Source organism: Flavobacterium myungsuense (assembly GCF_042677265.1).
Taxonomy (GTDB): Bacteria; Bacteroidota; Bacteroidia; order Flavobacteriales; family Flavobacteriaceae; genus Flavobacterium; species Flavobacterium myungsuense.
On sequence record NZ_JBHTIZ010000005.1, the window covers coordinates 146,286 to 171,816 of the forward strand.

Genomic DNA, 25,531 nt, shown 5'->3' on the forward strand with positions numbered 1-25,531 from the left:
CAAATAATTTGCGATTGAATTTGTAGCTTTGCACTCGATTTAAAAAAGACAATTCGCTTCTATGTTGACTATTATATTTTATTTATTTATCGCTATTGTTGCAATCCAGTTTTTTTACTATATCATTGTTTTTGGTAAATTTGCTTACATCAAATCCACTAAAAGCAATCCTAAAAGAATACCAATTTCTGTTATTGTTTGCGCTAAAAATGAAGCTGAAAATGTAGCGAAATTTATTCCTCTATTAGCTGAACAAGATTATCCAAATTTTGAAATAGTATTAATTGATGATGCTTCAAGCGACGACACTTTAGATTTATTTGAATCTTTTGAAAAACAATATCCAAATATCAAGTTAGTCAAAGTTAAAAACAATGAAGCCTTTTGGGGAAATAAAAAATTTGCTCTAACCTTGGGAATAAAGGCTGCAAAAAACGAATATTTGTTATTTACAGATGCTGATTGTTATCCTATTTCTAAAGATTGGATTAAGGAAATGAGTTCTCAATTTACACTAGAAAAAACAATTGTTTTGGGATATGGCGCTTATGAAAAAATAGCAGGCTCCCTTCTAAATAAAATCATTAGATTTGAGACTATGTTAACTGCTGTACAATATTTTTCGTGGGCAAAAATAGGCAGTCCTTATATGGGTGTTGGGCGAAATTTAGCCTACAAAAGAGAAGAATTTTTTAATGTAAATGGATTTATAGATCATATGAAAATTCGTTCAGGAGACGACGATCTTTTTATAAATCAAGCTGCTTCAAGAAAAAATACAACCATTTGTTTTGCTCCAGAAAGTTTCACATATTCGTTACCAAAAAAATCTTTCAAAGAATGGTTTGTGCAAAAAAGAAGACACATTTCAACAGCTTCATTTTATAAACCGTTCGATCGCATACAATTGACAGTTTTTTATATTTCGCAATTATTATTTATTGTACTATCTATCATTTTACTTGCGTTTCTTCATCAATGGATTATTGTACTAAGTTTAATAGGTTTTCGTTATCTCTTTACATGGATTACATTAGGATTCTCGTCTGGCAAACTAAAAGAAAAAGATGTCATGTATTGGTTTCCAATTATTGAAATTGTACTTATCATAATACAATTAAATATAATGATTACAACTATTTTCTCAAAACCTGTGCATTGGAAATAAAAAAACATATAGAAAAGGCAAAAAAAGGCGATCAAGTAGCCTTCACTTTCCTATTGGATTTTTATTGGAATGAAGTGTATGGTTTTATGTTGAAACGTACTGAAAACGAAACTGATTCTGAAGACATTACCATTGAAACATTTTCTAAAGCTTTTGATAAAATAGCCACATACAACCCTGAATTTCAATTCAATACTTGGCTGATTGCTATTGCAAAAAACGTTCATATCGATTTGCTTCGCAAAAAAAAATCATCCCTATTTATTGATATTACAGACCAAGAAAACAATCAAGCCTATAATGTAGCCGATACCACTCCATCGGCAGAAGACGAATTAATAACCGAACAGAATTTGTCTCAATTATTGCAATATATAAAAGAATTAAAACCACATTATCAAGAAGTGATTCAGTTGCGTTATTTTCAAGAACTGAGTTATCAGGAAATTTCAGAACAACTGCATGAACCACTGAGCAATATAAAAATCAAATTGCTTCGTGCTAAAAAATTATTGGCTGAAATAATTGAAAATAAAAGATAATTCGGTAACGTGTCTCACGAAAGGATTCCTGCGTAAGCTTTGAGGAAAAGTCTTCTTAACTTTTTTTAGGATTTAAATTAACTTTCAAACCGAGGGATACTAATGTGTAATCCTGAATAAAATCAGGGTATGTCAGATTATAACTGTATTGAAGCTGTAGTTGAAATTTAACGTTTTCAGTACCTGCTTGTATAGTTAAAGCGGGTTCAGCTAACCAAAATGAATTATAAGCATTTATGTAATCAACATCAGCAATTAAATTACCGCTAATATTACTGTAATTTAAATTTGCCAATCTTCCGGATAAAGAAGCAATAAAGTATTTGCTGGTAAAACTGAAACTTGGCTGTAAACCAATACGAAAAAAATTGGCTTTAATTTCTTGGGGAAAATTAATATTTTCTTCATATTTTAAACCACCAAAACCCATTAATCCATAGGTTTCAAAAACAAAATCTTTCGATAAGTTTTTATAATAACCAGCACCTAATTCTAGTATATGACCAGAACCCTTTGAAGAACTTTCGGAAGAATTTACCCAATCACCATTAAATTGTAAAGCAATTTTATCTGTCAGTCCATAAGCACCTTGTAATTCAAATCCGTCAACGCTTTCTGAGGAGTTAAGACCTAAATATAAATTGGTTTGACCTTTATTCTTCATAACAGGTACATTTTGAGTATTTGGCACATAATAAACAGCTCCACATCCTGTTAATGTAATGGAAATTAAAACAAAAGTTAGATTTTTCATGGTTTAAGATTTTAAAATCATATTAAAGTTAGAAAAAAAAACATTAGGTGGTTCTAAAAATTGATTTTTTGATTTTATTACAAAACAGAACTCAGCTAAGCAAAGTATTAAATACCAACGAAATATTCCCAGTTGCGCAAAGAGTTCTTATCAAAAGCTTCAAAAAGCCTCTACTTTGGGGAATTATTTTAAACCACTATTAAGCTTGTGAACAAAAACAAATTTTCTAAAAATGCTCACTAGAGATAGTCGACACTATTTATAATTTTAAAGAGTGAATTAATTTCTTACAAATCTTAGAGTAACCCAAAATTTGCTTACAAAATTTACTTTTCAATTTTGCAAGAAAGCATATTAAATTAGTCTAGTAATTTAAAATTATTTTCTAAAATGATTTTAATATATTTGAAGAAACCTTAACCAACCATGCAGCAATTTACTTTTAAAGAAAAACTCAAACACCTTTTTGGATTTCCAGTTATTGTAGCGGCATTAGGCTACTTTGTAGATGTATATGACTTATTGCTTTTTGGAATTGTTCGAGTTCCTAGTTTAAAAGATATGGGACTAGACGTTGATATTGCCGGCACGATTATACTAAATTTTCAAATGGTAGGGTTGTTATTGGGAGGTATTCTTTGGGGTGTATTGGGAGACAAAAAAGGTCGATTATCTGTACTCTTTGGTTCAATTCTCGTTTATTCATTGGCAAATATTGCCTGTGGCTTTTTACCTCAAATGCATTTTACTGATAAAGTTACCATTTATGCCACTTTACGATTTATTGCAGGTGTAGGACTTGCAGGAGAATTAGGTGCAGGTATAACCTTAGTATCCGAAAGCTTACCTAAGGAACTCAGAGCTATCGGAACCTCAATTGTGGCCGGATTTGGTGTGCTAGGCGCTGTAGTAGCACAACTTACCGTTGAACTAGCAGGAAGTTGGACTTTAGCCTATTTTATTGGAGGTGGATTAGGATTGTTGCTTTTATTTCTTCGGATAGGTGTTTTTGAAAGTGGATTGTATAAAAACTTAGAAAAAGAATCCGGCATATCGAAAGGAAATTTTTTCTCTTTTTTTACCAATAAAAAGCGTTTTTTTAAATACATAGCTTGTATAACAATAGGCATGCCAATCTGGTTTTGCATAGGAATATTAGTAGTCATGAGTAATCAATTTGCTGCAGTATTTGAAATTAAAAACATCAATCCAGGTAAAGCAATTATGTGGTGCTACATTGGTATTTCTGTTGGTGATATTGCTAGCGGTTTTCTCTCGCAGGCTTTAGCATCAAGAAAAAAAACCATTCTTTATATGATTTTTTTTACAATTATTGGAGTAGCAGGATTACTTCTTGGAGCAGCTTCAACAGAAAATGAATATTATTTTATTTGTACTTGTATCGGAATTGGTTCTGGCTTTTGGGCAATGTTCATTACTATTGCTGCCGAACAATTTGGTACAAATATCCGAAGCACTGCAGCAACAACAATACCTAATATGGTTCGAGGATTAGTTCCTGTAATGTTATTAGGTTTTGACTTTTTTAAAGCAGATTATGGCGTAATTACTGCAGCCACAATTATAGCCGTAATCGTTTTTGGATCGAGCATTTATGCCACAATAACTATAGATGAAACTCATAATCGAGATATGGATTTTGTAGAGTAAACATAACTATCATTCATTAAAATAATTCTACTTTATTTTAATAAAAATATAAATCCATTACAACCATTACAACCATTAAGAAATTTAAGTTAATTAAGATTTTTAATATCCTTAACAAGCCTCAACTATCTTAATGGTTTAAAAAATAACAGTAACATTTTAATACAACTTTTTAAACTGTCTTAACATGTCCTAAAAAAATCATAAATCCGAAATAAGCTTTCCTCATTCTTCAATCAACTTTCCTTATCTTTGCGTTTCAAAAATTGTGACTATGGAAACTGTTTTAGACAATACATTACCGGTAGGAAAACCAAAATGGCTAAAGGTAAAACTACCTATTGGTCAAAAATATACTGAACTTCGTGGACTTGTAGATAAATACAGTTTGAATACTATTTGTACTTCTGGAAGTTGCCCAAACATGGGTGAATGCTGGGGAGAAGGCACAGCAACTTTTATGATTTTAGGTAATATTTGTACGCGTTCTTGTGGCTTTTGTGGCGTAAAAACAGGAAGACCTGAAACAGTAGATTGGGATGAACCTGAAAAAGTAGCACGCTCTATCAAAATAATGAATATTAAACATGCTGTTGTAACAAGTGTCGATAGAGACGATTTGAAAGATGGTGGTTCTATAATTTGGATTGAAACCGTAAAAGCCATACGAAGAATGAATCCAAACACTACTTTAGAAACTTTAATTCCTGATTTTCAAGGTATTGAAAGAAATATAGATCGAATTGTAGAAGCCAATCCCGAAGTGGTTTCGCATAATGTTGAAACCGTTCGAAGATTGACACGGGAAGTCCGTATTCAGGCCAAATACGACAGAAGTTTAGAAGTATTGCGCTATTTAAAAGAAAAAGGAATTAACAGAACCAAGTCAGGAATAATGCTGGGTTTAGGCGAAACGGAAGAAGAAGTAATTCAAACTTTACATGATTTGCGTAATGCAAATGTTGATGTGGTAACCATAGGTCAGTATTTACAACCTAGTAAAAAACATTTACCTGTAAAAGAATATATTACACCAGACCAATTTGCAAAATACGAAAAAATAGGTTTAGAATTGGGATTCAGATACGTAGAAAGCGGTGCTTTAGTTCGTTCTTCTTATAAAGCGGCAAAACATATATTATAAAAATTGAAAACCAGAATTGCAATTAACGGATTTGGAAGAATTGGAAGAAATTTATTTCGATTGCTTTTAAATCATCCTACAATTGAAGTTATTGCTATAAATGATATTGCAGACAACAGAACCATGTCGCATTTAATTAAATACGATAGTATTCATGGAGTTTTACCTTTAGATTGTTCTTATGATGACACTTCTATTTGGGTTGAGAGCAAGCAATATCAATTTTTTCACGAAAAAAATATTTCAAATCTCGATTGGAAATCATTAGACATTGATGTTGTTGTAGAATCGACTGGCAAGTATAAAACTTTTGATGACATCAACGCTCATGTATTGGCTGGAGCCAAAAAAGTTATACTTTCTGCACCTTCAGAAGTAGACACTATAAAAACAGTCGTTTTAGGTGTAAATGAAAACATCCTTGACGGAACAGAAACTATTATTTCCAACGCAAGCTGTACCACAAATAATGCTGCGCCTATGATTAAGGTTATTAGCGAACTATGTGGCATTGAGCAAGCGTATATTACTACGGTTCACTCTTACACTACAGATCAAAGTTTACACGATCAACCCCATAAGGATTTACGTAGAGCTAGAGGAGCAAGTCAATCTATTGTACCTACTACTACAGGTGCTGCAAAAGCATTGACAAAAATATTTCCTGAATTTGACGGAAAATTAGGAGGAAGCGGCATTCGTGTTCCGGTTCCAGACGGTTCACTTACGGATATTACATGTTACGTAAAACATGAAGTTTCTATCGAACAAATTAATGTTGCTTTTAAGAACGCTTCACAACATGAGTTAAAAGGAATATTAGCTTATACTGAAGACCCAATTGTATCTGTAGATATTATAGGAAACACTCACTCTTGTTTGTTTGACTCGCAATTAACATCTGTTATTGGTAAAATGGTTAAGGTAATTGGTTGGTACGATAACGAAATTGGATACTCATCTCGAATAATTGACTTAATTAATTTAACAGTAAAGAAATAATTTCATATATTTAAACCCTTGAAAAACAATTCTTAGCCATTCATGAGGTCTTATTTTATTTATTTTTTATTGTTCAGTACATTACTAACTGCTCAGAGGCAAAAGAAAAAAGCCATTGAAGTAGATAGTGTTTCATATTATGTTGAATTATCAAACTTTAATGTAAAAGTAAATAATTATAAATCATCTTTAGATTTTGCTCAAAAAGCTATTGACTTTGCACTAAATAAAAAAGATAATAAACAAGGGGCTAGATCTTACGCCGTTCTTGCATCATTGTATTTTGATTTAAAAAAATATGATGACGCCATAGAATCCTACACTAAATGTTTATCTTTTTACGATTTAATTGCGCCTTCAAGCGAGCAAGCCTACTCTTATTATAAATTAGGATTGTGTTATATGGAAAAAGGAGAGTTTCTTAAAGCAGAAACTTATTTTAATGATGCTCAAAGAATTTATACTGAAATTAAAATTCCAGACGCTGTTGAGTTATTAAATCTTCAAAAAGGAATTGTCTACAGTGCCAAAGGAAAATACAAATTGGCGACTCCAATATTTGATCAAATTATTGCCAAACCTGATTATTTAGACGTCTTTAAAACTAAAGCGGAAGCTTTATATCAACAAGGCTCTATTGAGTTAAAAAATAACAGAAAAAATTTAGCATTAAATTATTTGAATCGTGCTTATGACTTGAATGCAAAAGACAAGAATATTGAACAAAAATCGAAGATTTTACTTTCTTTAAGTATAGTTCACGAAAAATTACTCGACATTTTTAAATCTCATAAATATCTGAAAGAGCATATAAGAATGAAAGACAGTATTTCTTCGGTTAACAGTAAGAAAATTGGCACTGAAGATTATGCCAACTTCAAAGAAACGGAAAGAATGAAAACCATTGAACAAATGGACAAAGAATACAAAGAGCAACAAAAAGCAAATAAAGTAGCGAAGTTAATAAGCACCCTTGCTATTGCTTTAATAATTATTTTATCTCTTTTAAGCTTCTCACTATACAAGAACAATAACATAAAGAAAAAATCTAACTTATTGTTGAAAGAAAAAAATAATGAACTACAAATCGCCAAAGATAAAGCTGAAAAAGCTTCAAAGGCTAGAGCCGAGTTTCTTTCTACTGTAAGCCATGAATTAAGAACTCCATTGAATGCAATAAATGGAATTACTCATTTATTATTAGAAGAAAATCCGAAAGAATCTCAAATGAACTATTTAACTTCATTGAAATTTTCAGGTAATTATTTACTAACTTTTATTAATGAAATTTTAGAGATTAATAGAATCGAATCGAGTGCAATTGAAACAGAAAATCTTAATTTTAATTTAAAGCTTTTATTGGGCAACATTCAAAACTCTTTAAAAGAATTAGCATCTATTAACAACAATGCTTTTTCTGTTGAAATTGACGAAAACATCCCAGATTTTTTAATTGGAGACCCTACTAAACTATCTCAAATTTTTCTGAATTTGATAAATAATGCTTTAAAATTTACTAAAAACGGGGAGGTTAAAGTAATTCTTAGCTCTACAGAAACCAATGAAGAATTTACAGCAATTCACTTTGAAGTTATCGACACTGGAATAGGCATCCCTGAAGAAAAAATAGATTCCGTTTTTGATAGTTTTTCTCAAGGTTCTATTGAAATTAATCGTAAATATGGAGGTACAGGATTAGGATTAACAATTGTAAAAAAATTAGTTCATATTCTTGGCGGAAAAATCAAAGTAGAAAGCAAAGTGGGTAAAGGTTCTTCCTTTAAATTTGATTTGAGTTTTAAAATTGGAACTGATGAAAAAATTGTTGAAAAAGTTGCTGACTACGACGAGTCTATTCTTTATGATAAAAAAGTATTGCTGATTGAAGACAATAAAATCAATCAGATGATTACCAAAAAAATGGTAGAAAATAAAAGAATGTATTGTGTGGTTATAGACAACGGTGAAGATGCCATAGAGGCAGTAAAAAACAACAAATTCGATTTAGTATTAATGGATGTTCACTTACCAGGAATAAACGGAACGATAGCTACACAAACAATACGTACATTTGATAAAAAAACTTTAATTATAGCATTAACAGCTATTTCATTAAATGAAAATAGAGAAATGCTTTTATCCTATGGTATGAATGATGTTATTACAAAACCGTTTAATCCAGATGAGTTTTATAAAATTATAGCACAAAATCTTATGATTTAACTTGTTGGCTGTAATTTAATACTGCTCATAAATCGAATCTTGTCGATTTTTCTCAAAAAGTATTTTTTTTTTAAATAAATAAGAAAAAATAAACCATTAAGAAAGTTAAGTTGGTTAAATTATTGGGCTTAGTAAACTTAACTTTATTAATGGTTTAGAACTCTTTAATTTTTCATCTTTAATTTAAAAACCCACTAAATGAGTGTGGAGCTTTAATACTAGTATTTTTTTATAAGTTCTTTTATTAGGTTTCTAACATGTGGTTCAGCTTTTTTTGCAGCTTCTAAAACTTCAGCATGACTTACAGTTTCAATATTATCTTCATTGCCCATATCGGTTATTACAGAAAGTCCAAAAGTTTCCATTTCCATATGACGAGCTACAATCACTTCAGGAACGGTAGACATTCCTACGCAATCGGCACCTAATATTTTTACCATTTTATATTCGGCCAAAGTCTCGAAAGTAGGCCCTGACAATCCTAAATACACTCCATCATGAACAGTTATTGATAAAGCTTTAGCAATTTCTTTAGCTTTAAGAATCATATTCAAACTGTAAGGATCGCTCATATTTACAAATCGAGGTCCAAAACGTTCATCATTTTTGCCATTCAAAGGATGTTCTGGCATCATATTAATATGATCTTTAATTAATACGATTGAACCTACTTCATAATTATCATTTACTCCTCCAGAGGCATTAGAGACAATTAGTTTTTCGACACCTAAATATTTCATAACTCTAACAGGAAAAGTAACTTCTTTCATATCATATCCTTCATAAAAATGAAATCTTCCCTGCATAGCCATAACTTTTTTATCGCCAATAGTTCCAAAAACTAATGCGCCTTTATGTCCTTGTACTGTTGAAACTGGAAAATTAGGGATGTCAGAATAAGGTAATGTGTATTCTATATCAATATCATCTGTAAACCCTCCTAAACCAGAGCCTAAAATTACACCGTATTCTGGAGAGAATTGTGTTTGTGACTTTATATAACTAACGGTTTCTTGAACTTTTTCCCACATAATGACTAATTATTTTTATTTTATTATTAATTCTAAATGTATTTATAATGCAAATACTTTTCAAAAGTAGAAATTATAAAATAAAATAAAGCCGATTTTTGTAAAAAGAATAAGGACAACCCTTAAATACTTAATATAGTACAACAAACTTGCTATTTATTTGCTATATTTAGCAATATACTCAAACCTAATGTGAAACTTTTTTAGTGGTATAAAAATCGTTTATTGCAATTAACAATATATAATCAATTTAGTTCTCTTCAGCTAGGAATTTGTAATCATTTATATCAAAACTACAATTGTTTTTAAGGAAGGAACTATTTGTAATTACCCAATTATTAATAAGAGTATTTTTTTTAGCATTTACGTCATATAAAGTGTCATAAAAATTATTTTTTAAAGAATTATAAGTTCGAACCTGTTTATTGTAATCATCCATAGGAATAAAGGAGCTATCAATAACCATTTTACATTTTAATAATTGAAACTGTTCAGAAAATTGAAAAAAATTAATTGTGATTGGTAATAAAGTTAAGTCCTGATATAAGAAAAAATTAGAAAATAAAATATTGGCTGAATTTAAAGTTTCATCTATAAACTGATCTCTGTAAAGCTTAGTTTTTTGTAATGATTCATGGCAAATTTCAACAATTTTATTTTTACAAATATCAATATTTGGTAAATCTCTATTGTTTATTGCAAACATCAACTTTTCATCTAAAACATTTATTTTATAAAAAATTAAATTTTGATACGTATTGTATTCATAAATGTTCAATCCTGAATAAAACTTTATAGGAATGTTATATTGTTCACCAAATTCTTTTTTTACCTTTTCGTAATTTCTAAATTTCTGATATAATTTTTCAATATCTAATTCTTTAAGTCTGAAATTTTCTGTAATATCTTCAATACTTAGTAAACTTTGGCTTTTATAATCGTTAAAATCACTAGTCTTAGAGGTCATAAACACCGAAACAGCAGTATTTAATTCTATCATAGCATCTCGTAAACGTGTATCATTTTTAAACCCTTTATCATGTGTTTCTAAAACTTCATTTAATTTTAAAAGTTTATCAACGAGTTCTGTAGATGATTTGTTTACTCTATTTTCAGGAGATATAAGTGCGATAGTTTTAGAATATTCCATCATTGATGCATTAATGAAAGTTTCGTTTCTTCCAAAATCATTTACATAAGCAACAGCATTCCTGTAATTCTGAGAACTACAAAATGTTATTGGAAAGATTAGTAAGAAAGCTAAAGCTAACTTTTGAAAATTTAAATCGACTAAAAATAAATTTAGTTTCATAATTATACTTATTAATACTACTTTTTGAAATATTGATTCAAAAGTAAATAAAGAATATTTATAAAAATAATTTTTAAACGATTAAACACCTATTTAATCGATGAAATACATCTTTTTTTAAAATAAATAAGTATAGTATTACAAAATAATTAAAGGAAATAAGCGTAATTAAAAGATTATAGCTAAATTTATAATCAGATTACAATACTTTTAATTTTAAGTATGCAATAAATAGTTTAGATTGTGATTTTTAAATAATCACTTATAATTGAATCGAAAGTAGTTCTTTCAGAGATAAAAGAAGTTTTTATAGGTAGGTAAAAGAGCTGATTATTAGGGATACTATTTCTTAACCGCACATAATCTTTTTCTGTTGTTATTATTAAAGAACCTTTAGCTTTACTTTTTATTGTTAAAATATCAGAAGCAGTAAAATGATGATGATCCGGAAAAGTTAAAGAAGTATCATTTTGATTCTTTAAAAAATCGAAAAAAGATTTAGGCTTTGCAATTCCAGCAATCAATAATTTATTTAGATTCTTTATTTCACTTACTTGTTTTGATTCGTTTGCAGAATAAATACAATCATCATATTCAATAGAACTAAAAAAAACGGGGTTGTTTGAACCTAATTTTTTTCTAATTTCATCTCGCTCTAACTCTGAAATAACTTTAGGGCATTTCGTTACAATAATACAATTGGCTCTATTGGCTCCACTCCTACTTTCGCGTAAATTTCCGGTTGGTAAAATATAATCATTACAAAACAAATCATCATAGGCGGTTAAAAGAATATAAAATCCAGCTTTTACTTTTCGATGCTGAAAGGCATCATCTAGCAAAATAATATTAGGCTTATTTGGTAAAGATAGCAATTGTTCAATTCCGTTTTTTCTATCCGCATCAACAGTAACCTGAATTTTTGGAAACTTTCTATAAAACTGATACGGCTCATCTCCAAGAATAGCAGCCGTTGAAGTCTCATCAGCCAAAACAAATCCTTTCGATTCTCTCTTATAACCACGACTTAAAGTGGCAATTTTATAATTATCTGAAAGCAATCGGATTAAATATTCTATTTGTGGAGTTTTACCTGTTCCTCCAACACTTAAATTACCAACAGCAATTATGGGTAAGTCGAATGAATAGGATTTTAAAAAACCTTTATCATATAGAAAATTTCGGCATTGCATAATCCAACCGTATAAAACAGCAAATGGAAAGAGTATTTTTCGCAATAAAATCATTTTACGAAAGTATAATATTTTATCTTTGAAAGAAAAAATAATTTAAATCACCGTAATTGATTTACACAACTTGACATGAATCGTATTGCCATTAAATTAATCCTAATAATAGTTTTTTTAAGTCAATTTTCTTTTGCTCAAGAAAATCAAAACTCATTGGTGCTACAAACAATTTTAGAAACCTATTACAAAAATGAAAAGCCTGTATATAAGGGTCGAAGCCAATTGCTGTATTTATACTGCAATCAAGCAAACAACAACGAAGAATTAATTGAAGCCATAAAAGATAAAAAATTGCCACAAGAATTTATAAATGAAATTAGATCGAAAATTAATACTGATTTTGCTGAAAGAGATTGGTCAAACGAATTAAATTTCATTTATAATTTAGAAAAAAATACGCTAAAAACGAAAATAAATACTTGTGTTACGTTAGAAAAATATCAAGAAATATCAAAAAAATTAAACCTCAACAATCAACGTTTAATGATTATTAGCAAGCCATTTTACTTTTCTAAAAAAAATATTGCTCTAGTAAAAGTGGTGTTTTTTAGAAATATTGAACACAATAGTAGTTCTATTTTATTATTAGAAAAAATAAATGAAAAATGGATTATTAAGGAATATCTTAATTCATGGTCAACTTAAAAAAACTATAAAGTGATTAAAATAAAAGAAATTATTACTGAATTAGAGGCAATGGCGCCATTGGCATATGCCGAAGACTTTGATAATGTTGGTCTCCTAATTGGAAATCCTGAAACTCAAGCTAAAGGAGTTTTGGTGTGCCACGATGCATTAGAAAATGTGGTCGATGAAGCTATTGCAAAAAAATGCAATTTCATTGTTTGCTTCCACCCAATTATTTTTTCGGGACTAAAAAAAATTACTGGAAAAAATTATGTAGAACGTGTGGTGATGAAAGCCATTAAAAATGAAATTGCTATTTATGCTGTTCATACTGCTTTAGACAATCATAAAGAAGGTGTAAATAAAATATTTTGTGATGCTTTAGGTTTAACTAACACCAAAATTCTTGTTCCGAAGCCAAATTTTATTCGGAAATTAGTAACGTATACCATTCCAGAAAATGCTGAAGAAGTTCGAAATGCGCTCTTTGATGCTGGAGCAGGAACTATTGGAAATTACGAAAACTGTAGTTTTAATTCTCAGGGAATTGGGACCTACATGGGAAATGAACAAAGCAATCCTGAAATTGGAGAACGTTTTGAGTTTGTAGAGAATAAAGAAATAAAAATTGAAGTAACTTTCGAGAAACATTTAGAGAAAAAAATACTAAAAGCCTTGTTTAACAAGCACGTTTATGAAGAAGTGGCCTACGAAATATACGATTTGCAAAATTTAAATCAAAATATTGGTTTAGGAATGATTGGTGAATTAAAAACCGCTATGAATGAAAAAGATTTTCTACATTATGTAAAAGATAAGATGCAAGCCGAAGGAATTAGACATTCTCAATACACAGGCAAACCAGTAAAAAAGGTTGCCGTACTGGGAGGCTCAGGAAGTTTTGCCATAAAAAAAGCAATTTTAGCTGGAGCCGATGTTTTTTTAACTGCCGATTTAAAGTATCATAATTTTTATGAGGCTGAAAATCAGATACTTTTAGCTGATATTGGACATTTTGAAAGCGAACAGTATACAAAAAATTATATTGTTGATTTTCTTAGGAAAAAAATCCTTAATTTTGCAATCATTTTATCAGAAGAAAATACCAATCCTGTTAAGTACTTATAAATATTATGGCGAATACAAAAGAATTAAACGTTGAAGAAAAGTTAAGAGCATTGTATGATTTACAATTAATTGACACCCGAATTGACGAAATCAGAAATGTGAGAGGGGAACTGCCTTTAGAAGTAGAAGATTTAGAAGATGAAGTTGCTGGTTTAAGTTCAAGAAACGAGAAACTAAAACAAGATTTAGAAGTTATTGAAGAACAAATAAAAGCTAAAAAGAATGCTATTGAAGAGCATCAAACGGCTATAAAAAAGTATACTAAACAACAAGATACGGTTCGTAACAACAGAGAATTCAATTCGTTAACAAAAGAAGTGGAGTTTCAAGAATTGGAAATTCAATTGGCTGAAAAGCAAATCAAAGAAATGAAAGCTTCTATGGAGCATAAAAAGCAAGTCATTTCAGAATCTAAAGAAAGATTAGAAGCAAAATCAAGTCACTTGAAACATAAAAAAGCGGAGTTAAGCGATATTATGTCAGAAACTCAAAAGGAAGAATCTTTTTTATCTGAAAAATCAGCTGAATATGAAGCTCTTATTGAGGAACGATTATTAACTGCCTACAAAAGAATTAGAAGCAGTGTTCGTAACGGTTTAGCAGTAGTTTCTATAGAAAGAGGCGCTTCTGCAGGATCATTTTTTACTATTCCGCCACAAACTCAAGTAGAAATAGCGGGTAGAAAGAAAATCATTATTGATGAACATTCCGGAAGAATATTAGTAGACACTTCGCTTGCAGAAGAGGAAAAAGAAAAAATGGAAAAATTATTTTCTACATTTTAAAAATAGAGTCCCGCAAGTGTGGGACTTTTTTTTATGAAATCGCCACTAAATCAAGTTTGTTCCAAACAAACACAAATATGTAAAAGGCTATACCATATGTGCCCATTAACGAATGAAATTTACACATATGAAAAAAATCAAATATTTCATACTTGTTAAATCTATAGGTTTTTACCTTAATATTTTAAGTTATATAAATCCAAAAAAGGCTTCTGTAATTGCGTATCAATTATTTAGCGAACCACGTAAAGGAAAATTAACAAAGGAGAATTTACCTAAATTTTTACAAAATACAAGTACTGAAATTATAGAGTACAACAATCATCAAATTCAAATCTATAAATGGCTAGGTGATGACAATGTAATCTTATTAGTTCATGGTTGGGAAAGTAACGCTTCTCGATGGAAAAAAATGATGCCCTTTTTACATCAAACAGGAAGCACCATTATTGCAATTGATGCCCCTGCTCATGGACTCAGTAGCGGAAAAGAATTTAATGTGCCTCAATACACTGAATTTATTCATGCTACAATCCAAAAATACAATCCAAAAACAATAATCGCACACTCTATTGGAGGAGCAGCAAGTGCTTTTTATTTACACAAATATCCCAATTCAAACTTAGAAAAAATAGTTTTACTGGGAAGCCCTTCTGAAATGAAAATTATAATTGATAATTATATCAACTTATTGAGTCTGAATTCCAAAATTAGCCAGTATCTAAAAAAGCAATCTGAAGATCGATTTAATGTTAAAATCGATACCTTTTCGGTTCATCTATTTTCAAAAAACTTTTCTCAAAAAGCATATATTGCTCACGACAGTCACGATAAAATTGTAAATGTAAATGAAGGAATAAAAATTTCAAAAACATGGACAAACGCAATATATCACGAAACGCAAGGCTTAGGACATAGTCTACATGACGAAAAACTCTATACTCAAATTACTGCTTTTCTATTAGAAGCATAATTTTAAGGCATTTCTAAAATTGCTTCTTCCTGCTGTCCGTTACAATCTGCACTTGTTTGTAAAACAAGTACAGGATTTCCGCTTCCATCAGGGCTATAAACCAGTTATAGGAATTTATACCATTTTATAATTAACAAATTTATGCACGAACTTTACAAACAGACAACCTAAATACCTATTTTTGCGTTATGGAAGAAAATCTAAAACGTCTCAATAAATTCATCGGAGAAACAGGCTTTTGCTCTCGTCGTGAAGCCGACAAAATTATTGAAGAAGGTCGTGTCACCATCAACGGAGTGGTGCCTGAATTAGGAACCAAAGTTTCTCCCGATGATGAAGTGCGCATAGATGGCAAATTAATTCGAGAAAAAAGAGAAAAACCCATTTATCTTGCTTTCAATAAACCTGTTGGTATCGAATGCACCACCAATTTAGAAGTTCGCAATAATATAGTCGATTACATCAATTATCCAACACGTATTTTCCCTATTGGTCGATTAGACAAAGCCAGTGAGGGTTTGATTTTTATGACCAATGATGGTGATATTGTCAATAAAATTCTTCGTGCCAGAAACAACCACGAAAAAGAATATACCGTTACGGTCAACAAATTAATTACAGACCGTTTTATTGAAAAAATGAGTAATGGCATTCCTATTTTAGATACGGTTACCCGAAAATGCAAAGTAGAAAAAATCAGTTCAAGCACTTTTAAAATCATCTTGACGCAAGGTTTAAACCGTCAAATTCGTAGAATGTGTGAGTATTTGGGTTATGAAGTTACAGCATTGAAACGCATTCGAATTATCAATATTTCATTAGACGTTCCTGTAGGTCGCTATCGTGATTTGACAGATGCTGAAATCAAAGAACTGAACCAACTCATCGAACCTTCGAGTAAAACTGAAGAAGCCAGTTTACCAAAAGCGGAACCTATAAAACGTAGAACAGAATTTATTAAAAGAGACGATCCTAGATATAAGAAAAAAGGAGATTATTAAAATTTCTGAATTATTATAAAATAAAAACCCAAGCCTTTTCGTCTTGGGTTTTACGTAAATCTAATAGTTCTTTACTTTCTACTTCTAATTTTTCGTGCCAAAAGTGTGTTTTTCAATAACATTGCAATCGTCATTGGTCCTACTCCACCGGGAACTGGCGTAATAAAGGAAGATTTCTTGCTTACACTTTCAAAATCAACATCGCCAGTAATAACATATCCTTTTGGGTGCGAAGCATCTTCAACTCTCGTGATTCCCACATCAATTACGACTACTCCATCTTTTACCATATCGGCTTTTAGATAATTAGGAACTCCAAGTGCTGTGATGATAATATCCGCATTTTTGGTGTATTCTTCAATATTTTTGGTTCTGCTGTGAGTTAATGTTACGGTTGAATCTCCGGGATACCCTTTACGGCTCATCAAGATACTCATTGGTCGTCCTACAATGTGACTACGTCCTATAACTACAGTATGTTTACCTGAGGTTTCAACTTTATATCGTTCTAACAATTCCATTATTCCAAAAGGAGTTGCAGGTAAAAATGTTTCCATTTCTAAAGCCATTTTTCCAAAATTAGCTGGATGAAATCCATCGACATCTTTTTCAGGATCAATAGCCATTAAGATTTTCTCTTCGTTGATGTGTTTGGGTAATGGCAACTGAACAATATAGCCATCTAAATCGTCATCTTCATTCAACTCCTTAATTTTGTCTAGTAATTCTTCCTCAGAAATATTTTCTGGCAAAGCAACTAGTGTAGACTCGAAACCAATTTGTTGACATGATTTTACTTTGCTTCCTACATAAGTCAAACTGGCTCCGTTGGTACCAACAATAACTGCTGCTAAATGAGGTACTTTTTGGCCGTTGGCTTTCATTCTTTGAACTTCGGCTGCGATTTCGTTTTTTATATCTTCAGAAGTTTTTTTTCCGTCTAGTAGTTGCATTTTTTTTTTTTAAGTTTAAAGTTTCAGGTTTCAACAACTTGACTCAAGCCAGAACGGCGAACAGACGAAGTAAACCTGAAACTTGGAATAAAATTTATCTCATTCCTGGCATTCCACCTTTCATACCACTCATCATTTTCATCATGTTTTTTCCACCAGGGCCTTGCATCATTTTCATCATCTTACTCATTTGGTCAAATTGTTTCATCAATTGGTTGACTTCTTCAATTTTTCTTCCAGAGCCTTTTGCTATTCTATTTTTTCTTTTTACATCAATTATAGCAGGCTTACTTCTTTCAATAGGAGTCATAGAATGGATAATTGCTTCAATATGTTTGAAAGCATCATCTTCTATTTCAACATCTTTCATTGCCTTTGAAGCTCCAGGTATCATCCCTACCAAGTCCTTCATATTTCCCATTTTCTTAACCTGTTGAATTTGAGAAAGAAAATCATCAAAACCAAATTCGTTTTTGGCAATTTTCTTTTGAATTTTTCTAGCTTCCTCTTCGTTGAATTGCTCTTGTGCTCTTTCTACTAATGACACAACGTCTCCCATTCCTAGAATTCGCTCTGCCATACGAGAAGGATAAAACACATCTATAGCATCCATTTTTTCTCCAGTTCCAACAAACTTAATCGGTTTGTTTACTACCGACTTAATAGAAATGGCCGCTCCACCTCGAGTATCTCCATCTAATTTTGTAAGGATTACTCCGTCAAAATTTAATCTTTCGTTAAAAGCTTTTGCCGTATTTACCGCATCTTGACCCGTCATAGCATCAACAACAAATAAAGTCTCGTGTGGTTGAATAGCTTTATGAACATTAGCAATTTCGGTCATCATCTCCTCATCTACAGCAAGACGACCAGCAGTATCTACAATAACTACATTATACCCTTTTTCTTTGGCATATTTTATAGCGTTAACTGAGATTTCAACAGGATTGTTATTCCCTAACTCTGAATAAACCTCAACTCCTATTTGATCTCCAACTACGTGTAATTGATTGATAGCAGCAGGACGATAGACATCGCAAGCTACTAAAAGCGGATTTTTATTCTTTTTTGTTTTTAGGAAATTAGCCAATTTTCCTGAAAAAGTAGTTTTACCAGAACCTTGTAATCCTGACATTAAAATAACGGTTGGGTTTCCAGAAAGATTAACTCCTGAAACATCGCCACCCATTAATTCTGTTAGTTCGTCTTTTACAATTTTAACTAAAAGTTGTCCTGGTTGAAGCGTGGTTAATACATCTTGACCAATCGCTTTTTCTTTTACTTTGGTTGTAAAATCTTTAGCTGTTTTAAAATTAACATCGGCGTCTAGCAAAGCACGACGTACTTCCTTTAATGTATCGGCTACGTTAACTTCAGTTATTTTTCCGTGGCCTTTTAGAATATGAAAGGCTTTATCTAATTTATCGCTTAAATTATTGAACATAATTTTTTATTTATTGAAGGGCAAATTTAAGCATTTGATTTTTAAGTTTGAAAGTTATTGTAAATAAAAACCCTGAAAATTATATAACTATTCCCTATAATTATGTAACGTATACTTTGATATCTTTTTTGAGCTTTGTATTTCAAAGTGGATGAAATTTAAGCTTAAAATATTTTGAATAATTTATTTTTTTAGAGGTAGGGTTTCCTTTCTTTTGAATGTTTTACAATAAATGATCGATGAAAAGCAATTTAAAGTTCGATTCAACGTTAATCTAAACTAAAATCCTTTTTTTCCCAAACTAAGAAATTAACCTAACTTATGAAAAATACGAACCTTTTTTTAATCTCCATTGTGTTTATTATCAATAGTTTTATTTTGTTTTCACAAGAAAAAAATGTGTTTGATATTGCAAGAAAAGGAACACTAATTGAAATTGAAACAATTTATAAAAAGAATCCATCTATTGTAAATACTGTCGACGAAAGAAAATCAAGTCCGTTAATTTTAGCTTGCTACAGAGCTAATGTACCTGTTGCGTTGTTTCTTGCTGATAAAGTTGCCGATTTAAATTACAATTCAGGAATGGGTTCAGCCTTAATGGCAGCTGTAATGTCGGGAAATATTGAAATAGTAGAAAAATTGATTGCTGTTAAAGCCGATTTAAACCAATTTGATTCACAAGGAAAAACAGCATTAATTTATGCCGTTTTCTTTAATAAAAATGATATTGCTAAACTTTTAATTCATGCTGGCGCTGCAAAAAATCAGAAAGATAGTGATGGAAAAACCGCACTTGATTTTGCAAATTTTAATAAAAACACCGAATTAATAATTCTTTTAGATCAATAAAAAATTACAAACCCAAAAATTTAAAAAAATGAAAAAATCTTACCTACTATTAGCAACTTTGGCATTAATGAATATTTCATTTGCTCAAACAAAATCTTCTGGAGTGGTTACTCTGAAAACGGGAACCAACTTAATGACCATTAAAATTGATTTAAATCAAACTACTTCAACAGCTACAATCACTTTGGTTGGTCCTTCGACAAGATGGTTTACTATTGGGTTTAATGCAACTACTATGGCTTCAAATACTGATTGTTTTACTTCTTCAGGAACAACACTTTTAGATCAATACCTTCCCGGAGGTCATCAGGAAGCTAATGATGATACGACTAATAATTTAACAGTTGTTAGTAATGCCGTAAGTGGAACTTCTAGAACAATCGTAGCAACACGAAAATTTAATACAAATGATAGCGAAGATTATACTTTTAACTTTGCTTCAAACTCACTAAACATCATTTGGGCTTATGGCCCTTCAAACACGATTGATCCTACTGTTGAGCATTCTTCTTTTGGAACAAAAGGTCTTACTTTTGCTACGTTAGGAACTGAGAACTTTTCTTCTTTAGAAAAATTGAATATTTATCCAAATCCATCAAACGGAATATTTACCATTACTAAAAACAGTACTACTCAAATTTCTAAAATTAAAATTTTTGATACCAATGCAAAATTGTTAAAAGAAATTGAATCAGATACAAATAACCAAGAAAATGCTGTAGATTTATCGAGTTTTACTAAAGGAATATATTTTATAGAAATATCCAACAACGAAGACAAAGTTATCAAGAAAATAATACTGAAATAAATGAAAAAAACTATAATTATCACATCGTTGGTAATCATTTTGCTATTAGGTCTTTTTACTTATCAATATGTAATGCATGGTGGCGCTAGGGATTTATCAACTGAGAAGGCTGAATTTACTCTTTCCTCTAAAGCCATTCTTGATGAGTTTACAACCAATCAAGAATTATCTAACAAAAAATATTTAGAAAAAGCTGTCGCCGTAAAAGGAACTATAACTGATGTAAACTCAACCCAAATAATAGTTGACAACGCTATAATTTGTATATTAAAAAATCCGAATACTACTTTAGTTAAAAATCAAACCGTAACTGTAAAAGGAAGAGTAGTTGGATTTGATGATTTAATGGGAGAATTAAAATTAGATCAATGTTTTTGTAATTAATAAAGAATAGAATATGAAAATTAAAAACCTTTTTACACTTGCTTTTGTCTTTTTTGGATTGGCTTTAGCCACAGCCCAAGATGACTTGTTAAACCAACTTGACTCTGTAAAATCTGACAAGAAAGAAATAGAAATTGCTACTTTCAAGGGATTGCAAATATGCAATATGCAATCAACAAAATTACCCGTAAAAGGCGAATTTTATTTTCTAGTTTCACATCGATTTGGAGATTTAACAGAAGGAATTAATAATTTCTTTGGCTTAGACAATGCATTAACAAAAATTGGAGGAATTTATGGTGTTGCCAATTGGCTTTCTGTTGGAGCCTCAAGACATACCTATCGCAAAACCTATGAATTAGCTGCAAAATACAAATTAGCCAATCAAGAAGTTGACGGATTTCCTATTACCATTGTGGGATACAATACCATGGATATTGATAGCGAACTAAAAAAAGACGAATCCTTGCCAGGATTGAAATCTAATCACAGATTTGCTTATACAACGCAACTGCTAGTTTCTAGAAAATTCTCAGATTCGTTTTCATTTCAATTAGCGCCTATTTTTGTTCATAAAAATTTATATGACGGGATTTTAGACCAAGAAAACACATTATTGTTGGCCGCTGGAGCTAGATATAAATTATCGAAAAGATTGAGTTTAAATTTAGAATATGCTGGGAGAGTAAATTTACCGGATGAATTTAAATCACCATACAGCAACCCACTAACTATAGGCTTAGATATTGAAACTGGCGGACATGTTTTTCAAATGGTATTCTCTAATTGTCAGCCTATGAATGATGTAGCCATTTTTACCAACGCGGCAGGTGATTGGAATGGTGGTAGCGTTTATTTTGGATTTAATATGTACAGAGTTTTTTAAAAAATATAGATATGAAAAAAATAAAAATTTTATCAAAAGCAATACTTACACTAGTAATTCTTTGCTTTCTTGTGGCTAATTCAGTAACGTCTTGCGACTCTACTTCGTATCAAGATATATCAGCTGTTGTTACCGACCCTACCTATTCGAAAAATATTGAATCCGTTATAACAACAAAATGTGCAGGTTGTCATTCTACAGGAGGTACATATCCTCCCTTAGAAAACTATGACCAAGTAAAAGAAGCTACATATGACGGAAATTTATTATGTAGAATAAATGGAGTGTGTGGAAAAATTATGCCAACAAGTGGTAAAATGCCACAAGCTACAATAGACATGATACAATTGTGGGCTACAAAAGATTTTCCAAAATAATATATTATAAATATGAAAAAAGTTGCACTCTTAACCATTTGTTTTTTTGTTGTAAGTCTTGTGTTTTCTCAGAAAATGATTACCCGATCTGGAGAAATCAAGTTTGATGCATCGATGCCTGACCTAGTAGAAATAGCTGCAACAAACAATACTGTATCTTGTATTTTTGATGAAGCTACTGGCGATTTTGTTGCTTTAGCTTTAATTAAAGCATTTAAATTTAAAGCGCCATTGATGGAAGAACATTTTAATGAAAATTATATGGAATCTTCGAAATTTCCTAAAGCTACTTTTAAAGGTAAGGTTTTAAATTTTTCGGCTTCAAAATTATCAGCAACAAAAACTAGTTATGATATAGAAGGAGATTTGACGATTCATGGCGTAACTAAAAAAATTAAAACTAAAATCAGTCTTATATTAAATGCTAGAAAAATTACTGCTACTAGTGCCTTTTCGGTAAAAGCTGCCGATTATAAAATAGATATTCCAAATTTAGTTAAAGAAAAATTTGCAGAGAATATTAAAATTACTTTAAACTTTGTGCTAGAAGAAAAATAAAGTCATATATTTTGTTACAAAAAACAACCGTCTGAAGAGTAAAACTTTTAGACGGTTTTTTTTACAATTTATTTAAATACAGATAATGTGGCTCAGAGTCTTCGCTTTTTAATCGAATATTTGTTGAATTAAACTCAATTACTTTCCAATCCTCATCTAATTCATCGAGAATATCTTCTGAAAAAGTCATATTTAACTTTTTTATTCCATCATCTGAATATGAATTCCAAGTGCCATTAATTGTGGTGCTATTTTTAATTAAAGATACATATCCATTCGATAAAAAAGTAAAATTATACCCTTCAAATTCGTTTGTTTTATCGTCATCTTTATCTAAAAAATAGGAAATATACCAAGTTCCCTTACTTATTATACTTGATATATCTTTATTTTCAACAGAGGGTATTTCGCATTTGATAATTTCATTAACAATGCTACTTTTCAATTCACTATTGTTATTTACCTCTATTGTTTTTCCGTCAATTTTAGATGTCATTGCTATTGGAAAATCAAGTGCAAAAAAATCGGTCTCTTTTAAATTGTAAACAAAATTATATAATTGAGAATTATTTTGAATTGTATATGTTTTTGCTTGTTGACTATTACTGTCATAAGAATTAATAGCTATTGGAAAATTAAAATCAATACAATCTATCTCTGTATAATCGTAATATTGACCGTAACTATCTAATAACTTTTCTAATTCAACTTCGTTATTTAATTTTTGTGTACTATAGTTTCTAAAAACAATAGTTATGGGAAATACAAAATTAATTTTATCGTCATCATTTGAATATTTGTCTATAATACTAGTAACTAATGCATAATCATCTTGAGATGAAACCTCTATTCTATTATAATTGACGATAACCGATACGGGCAATTGAACACTACAATAACTAGTACCATCTAAAACATTATCAATTGCAGTTGGATATTGTGAAACTCTAGAAAGTAAAGAAGTAAGTGGAACAAATTTAGTTAAACTCGTACTAGAAACCCTAATTTCGTTTTCATCATCATTTTGACAAGAAAACACAAATAGGATTAATAATGTAATTATTACAAATTGGTAAATTTTCATAGTATTATTGTTGACAGCAACCATAAAACAAATTTGAACAAAAAAACCCTAACTACAATTATTTTTTTTAACTTCACACTCTATGAAATTTATAATTAGCAATGTATAAACCAAAATCTATTGGTATTTGTGAAGAAATCGCTTTTTCAAACTTTTTCAAAAGCAATGTTAAGTTATTACGAAATTACTTGTACTTTAAATTTGGAAATGAAGAACAAGCAAATGATATGACCCAAGAGGCATTTATTAAATTATGGGAAAAATGTTCTGAAGTTCCTATAGAAAAAGCCAAATCATTTCTATATACAGTTGCCAATAACAATACATTAAATCAGATAGCTCATAAAAAAGTAGTTTTGAGTTACGCCAAAAATAATGTCAATTCAGACAAAACAAATGTTAATCCAGAGTTCATACTTGAAGAAGAACAATTTAAAGTTAAATTAGAAAAAGCCATATCAAATCTAACAGAAGCCCAAAGAACCGCATTTCTTTTGCATCGAATTGAAGGAAAAAAGTATAGCGAAATTGCAGAAATAATAGGCATTAGCGTTAAAGCAGTAGAAAAAAGAATTCATGGCGCATTAGTATATTTAAGAAATGAAATAGAACAAATTAAGTAGGGTTTTTAGCTATTAATATGTTTACATACAAATGAAAAAAGCATGAAAGAAAATTACAATTTAGCAAAATGGTTGGCTGGAGAAATGACTCAAAATGAGCTAGATGAATTCAAAAAAACACCAGAATACAATACCTACTCTAAAATTGAAACCTATTCTAGTCAATTAAAGGCTCCTCTTTTTGAGGAAAGCCAACTTTATAAAAATATTTTAGAAAACAATAAAACAAAAACTATTCCTTTGTTTAGAAATTGGGTATTTAAAATTGCAGCAATTGTTATCCTTTTTATTGGCGTTACATTTGTTATGCGAAACTTTGTTACAGAAACCAAAAGTGCTACTAATGGAAAAAAGACTACCTTTACTTTACCAGATAATTCAGAAGTGATTTTGAACTCTGACTCAGAAATAGATTATAAAAAATGGAATTGGTCAGAAAACAGAAATTTATTTTTAAAAGGTGAAGCGTTTTTTAAAGTCGCAAAAGGCAAACGTTTCGAGGTAACAACTCCATTAGGAAAAGTAACTGTTTTAGGAACTCAATTTGATGTAAAAGTCAGAAAAAACAGATTTGATGTTACCTGTTTTACAGGAAAAGTAAAAGTAAATTATAAGCACAAAGAAATCATATTAACTCCAGGAAAATCAGTAACCTTTGATAATGAGTTGCAAATTAACTCAATAGTAGCTCATACCAAACCAGACTGGCTAGACAATAAAATTGCTTTTAAAAAAGAAAGTTTAAAGTATTTAATAGATGAAATTCAGAGGCAATACGATGTGAATATTGAAATAAGAACCAATCATCCTGACGAACTATTTACGGGAAAAATACCAACTGACAATTTAGACATTGCACTAGAAATTATTGCAACAGCCTATCATTTCAAAACTATGAAAGTAACTTCTAATAAAATAATTTTTGAGGAAAAATAGATGTTTTTTTTAAAA

The 25,531-nt window shown here is 30.4% G+C and carries 26 protein-coding genes; 19 read left to right on the forward strand and 7 right to left on the reverse strand.

Going from position 1 to position 25,531, the window contains the following annotated elements:
* The first annotated feature begins 61 nt into the window (after positions 1-61).
* A complete protein-coding gene (locus ACFQ0S_RS01135) occupies positions 62-1,168 on the forward strand; it encodes a glycosyltransferase (RefSeq protein ID WP_379755272.1) in 1,107 nt (368 codons plus the stop codon).
* Positions 1,159-1,710, forward strand: a complete 552-nt coding sequence (locus ACFQ0S_RS01140) for an RNA polymerase sigma factor (RefSeq protein ID WP_379755268.1) — start codon at positions 1,159-1,161, stop codon at positions 1,708-1,710. The genes ACFQ0S_RS01135 and ACFQ0S_RS01140 overlap by 10 nt, the downstream gene beginning before the upstream one ends.
* Positions 1,711-1,765: 55 nt before the next feature.
* Here the strand turns inward: ACFQ0S_RS01140 and ACFQ0S_RS01145 are convergent, their stop codons facing one another.
* A complete protein-coding gene (locus ACFQ0S_RS01145) occupies positions 1,766-2,464 on the reverse strand; it encodes a hypothetical protein (protein WP_379755265.1) in 699 nt (232 codons plus the stop codon).
* A 426-nt stretch (positions 2,465-2,890) separates the two neighbouring features.
* Here ACFQ0S_RS01145 and ACFQ0S_RS01150 point away from each other — a divergent pair, with 426 nt between their 5' ends.
* The 4 genes from ACFQ0S_RS01150 to ACFQ0S_RS01165 all read left to right on the forward strand — a co-directional run bounded on the left by ACFQ0S_RS01150 (position 2,891) and on the right by ACFQ0S_RS01165 (position 8,504).
* Complete coding sequence (locus ACFQ0S_RS01150; protein ID WP_379755262.1) at positions 2,891-4,135, forward strand: MFS transporter; 1,245 nt, start codon at positions 2,891-2,893, stop codon at positions 4,133-4,135.
* 274 nt (positions 4,136-4,409) lie between these two features.
* Positions 4,410-5,279 carry a lipoyl synthase gene (gene lipA, locus ACFQ0S_RS01155; RefSeq protein ID WP_379755259.1) on the forward strand — a complete coding sequence of 290 codons (870 nt, stop codon included), beginning with the start codon at positions 4,410-4,412 and terminating at the stop codon, positions 5,277-5,279.
* Between the two features lie 3 nt (positions 5,280-5,282).
* Entirely contained in the window at positions 5,283-6,281 is a 999-nt protein-coding gene (gene gap / locus ACFQ0S_RS01160; RefSeq protein WP_379755256.1) for a type I glyceraldehyde-3-phosphate dehydrogenase, read from the forward strand.
* 42 nt (positions 6,282-6,323) lie between these two features.
* Positions 6,324-8,504, forward strand: coding sequence for an ATP-binding protein (locus tag ACFQ0S_RS01165; RefSeq protein ID WP_379819038.1), 2,181 nt, complete (start codon positions 6,324-6,326; stop codon positions 8,502-8,504).
* A gap of 218 nt (positions 8,505-8,722) precedes the next feature.
* Here ACFQ0S_RS01165 and ACFQ0S_RS01170 read toward each other — a convergent pair whose 3' ends face one another.
* The 3 genes from ACFQ0S_RS01170 to lpxK form a co-directional block, all read right to left on the reverse strand.
* Positions 8,723-9,535, reverse strand: a complete 813-nt coding sequence (locus tag ACFQ0S_RS01170) for a purine-nucleoside phosphorylase (protein WP_379755250.1) — start codon at positions 9,533-9,535, stop codon at positions 8,723-8,725.
* A 250-nt stretch (positions 9,536-9,785) separates the two neighbouring features.
* On the reverse strand, positions 9,786-10,847 hold the full coding sequence (locus ACFQ0S_RS01175; RefSeq protein WP_379755247.1) for a hypothetical protein: 1,062 nt from the start codon (positions 10,845-10,847) through the stop codon (positions 9,786-9,788).
* Between the two features lie 236 nt (positions 10,848-11,083).
* Positions 11,084-12,094, reverse strand: coding sequence for a tetraacyldisaccharide 4'-kinase (gene lpxK, locus ACFQ0S_RS01180; protein WP_379755244.1), 1,011 nt, complete (start codon positions 12,092-12,094; stop codon positions 11,084-11,086).
* Between the two features lie 75 nt (positions 12,095-12,169).
* On the opposite strand from lpxK, the gene ACFQ0S_RS01185 reads away from it, so the two are divergent.
* From ACFQ0S_RS01185 to rluF, 5 genes are all read left to right on the forward strand, one after another.
* Entirely contained in the window at positions 12,170-12,742 is a 573-nt protein-coding gene (locus ACFQ0S_RS01185; protein WP_379755242.1) for a hypothetical protein, read from the forward strand.
* Positions 12,743-12,757: 15 nt separating this feature from the next.
* Entirely contained in the window at positions 12,758-13,852 is a 1,095-nt protein-coding gene (locus tag ACFQ0S_RS01190; protein WP_379755654.1) for a Nif3-like dinuclear metal center hexameric protein, read from the forward strand.
* 5 nt (positions 13,853-13,857) lie between these two features.
* A complete protein-coding gene (locus ACFQ0S_RS01195; RefSeq protein WP_379755239.1) occupies positions 13,858-14,637 on the forward strand; it encodes a zinc ribbon domain-containing protein in 780 nt (259 codons plus the stop codon).
* A gap of 127 nt (positions 14,638-14,764) precedes the next feature.
* A complete protein-coding gene (locus ACFQ0S_RS01200) occupies positions 14,765-15,610 on the forward strand; it encodes an alpha/beta hydrolase (protein WP_379755236.1) in 846 nt (281 codons plus the stop codon).
* Between the two features lie 188 nt (positions 15,611-15,798).
* Entirely contained in the window at positions 15,799-16,611 is an 813-nt protein-coding gene (gene rluF, locus ACFQ0S_RS01205) for a 23S rRNA pseudouridine(2604) synthase RluF (protein WP_379755233.1), read from the forward strand.
* Positions 16,612-16,682: 71 nt separating this feature from the next.
* Here rluF and ACFQ0S_RS01210 read toward each other — a convergent pair whose 3' ends face one another.
* Together ACFQ0S_RS01210 and ffh are read right to left on the reverse strand one after the other, a co-directional pair.
* The gene (locus ACFQ0S_RS01210; RefSeq protein WP_379755230.1) at positions 16,683-17,564 is read right to left on the reverse strand and encodes a bifunctional 5,10-methylenetetrahydrofolate dehydrogenase/5,10-methenyltetrahydrofolate cyclohydrolase; all 882 of its coding nucleotides are present in this window, start codon (positions 17,562-17,564) and stop codon (positions 16,683-16,685) included.
* 94 nt (positions 17,565-17,658) lie between these two features.
* Complete coding sequence (ffh, locus tag ACFQ0S_RS01215; RefSeq protein WP_379755227.1) at positions 17,659-19,008, reverse strand: signal recognition particle protein; 1,350 nt, start codon at positions 19,006-19,008, stop codon at positions 17,659-17,661.
* A gap of 321 nt (positions 19,009-19,329) precedes the next feature.
* Here ffh and ACFQ0S_RS01220 point away from each other — a divergent pair, with 321 nt between their 5' ends.
* The 6 genes from ACFQ0S_RS01220 to ACFQ0S_RS01245 are packed head-to-tail and all read left to right on the forward strand — an operon-like array spanning position 19,330 to position 22,873.
* The gene (locus ACFQ0S_RS01220; RefSeq protein WP_379755224.1) at positions 19,330-19,860 is read left to right on the forward strand and encodes an ankyrin repeat domain-containing protein; all 531 of its coding nucleotides are present in this window, start codon (positions 19,330-19,332) and stop codon (positions 19,858-19,860) included.
* Positions 19,861-19,888: 28 nt separating this feature from the next.
* A complete protein-coding gene (locus tag ACFQ0S_RS01225) occupies positions 19,889-20,668 on the forward strand; it encodes a T9SS type A sorting domain-containing protein (protein WP_379755222.1) in 780 nt (259 codons plus the stop codon).
* Complete coding sequence (locus ACFQ0S_RS01230; protein ID WP_379755219.1) at positions 20,669-21,052, forward strand: OB-fold protein; 384 nt, start codon at positions 20,669-20,671, stop codon at positions 21,050-21,052. It abuts the gene before it with no gap.
* A gap of 13 nt (positions 21,053-21,065) precedes the next feature.
* Entirely contained in the window at positions 21,066-21,938 is an 873-nt protein-coding gene (locus ACFQ0S_RS01235; protein WP_379755216.1) for a DUF5777 family beta-barrel protein, read from the forward strand.
* A gap of 11 nt (positions 21,939-21,949) precedes the next feature.
* Positions 21,950-22,315, forward strand: coding sequence for a hypothetical protein (locus ACFQ0S_RS01240; protein WP_379755213.1), 366 nt, complete (start codon positions 21,950-21,952; stop codon positions 22,313-22,315).
* Between the two features lie 12 nt (positions 22,316-22,327).
* Positions 22,328-22,873, forward strand: a complete 546-nt coding sequence (locus ACFQ0S_RS01245) for a YceI family protein (RefSeq protein ID WP_379755210.1) — start codon at positions 22,328-22,330, stop codon at positions 22,871-22,873.
* A gap of 61 nt (positions 22,874-22,934) precedes the next feature.
* Here ACFQ0S_RS01245 and ACFQ0S_RS01250 read toward each other — a convergent pair whose 3' ends face one another.
* Positions 22,935-23,957, reverse strand: coding sequence for a hypothetical protein (locus ACFQ0S_RS01250; RefSeq protein WP_379755207.1), 1,023 nt, complete (start codon positions 23,955-23,957; stop codon positions 22,935-22,937).
* 101 nt (positions 23,958-24,058) lie between these two features.
* Between ACFQ0S_RS01250 and ACFQ0S_RS01255 the strand changes: the two genes are divergently transcribed.
* Together ACFQ0S_RS01255 and ACFQ0S_RS01260 are read left to right on the forward strand one after the other, a co-directional pair.
* Positions 24,059-24,580: an RNA polymerase sigma factor gene (locus ACFQ0S_RS01255; RefSeq protein ID WP_379755204.1), complete on the forward strand. Its 522-nt coding sequence runs from the start codon at positions 24,059-24,061 to the stop codon at positions 24,578-24,580.
* Between the two features lie 42 nt (positions 24,581-24,622).
* Complete coding sequence (locus tag ACFQ0S_RS01260) at positions 24,623-25,516, forward strand: FecR family protein (protein WP_379755201.1); 894 nt, start codon at positions 24,623-24,625, stop codon at positions 25,514-25,516.
* Positions 25,517-25,531 lie beyond the last annotated feature (15 nt).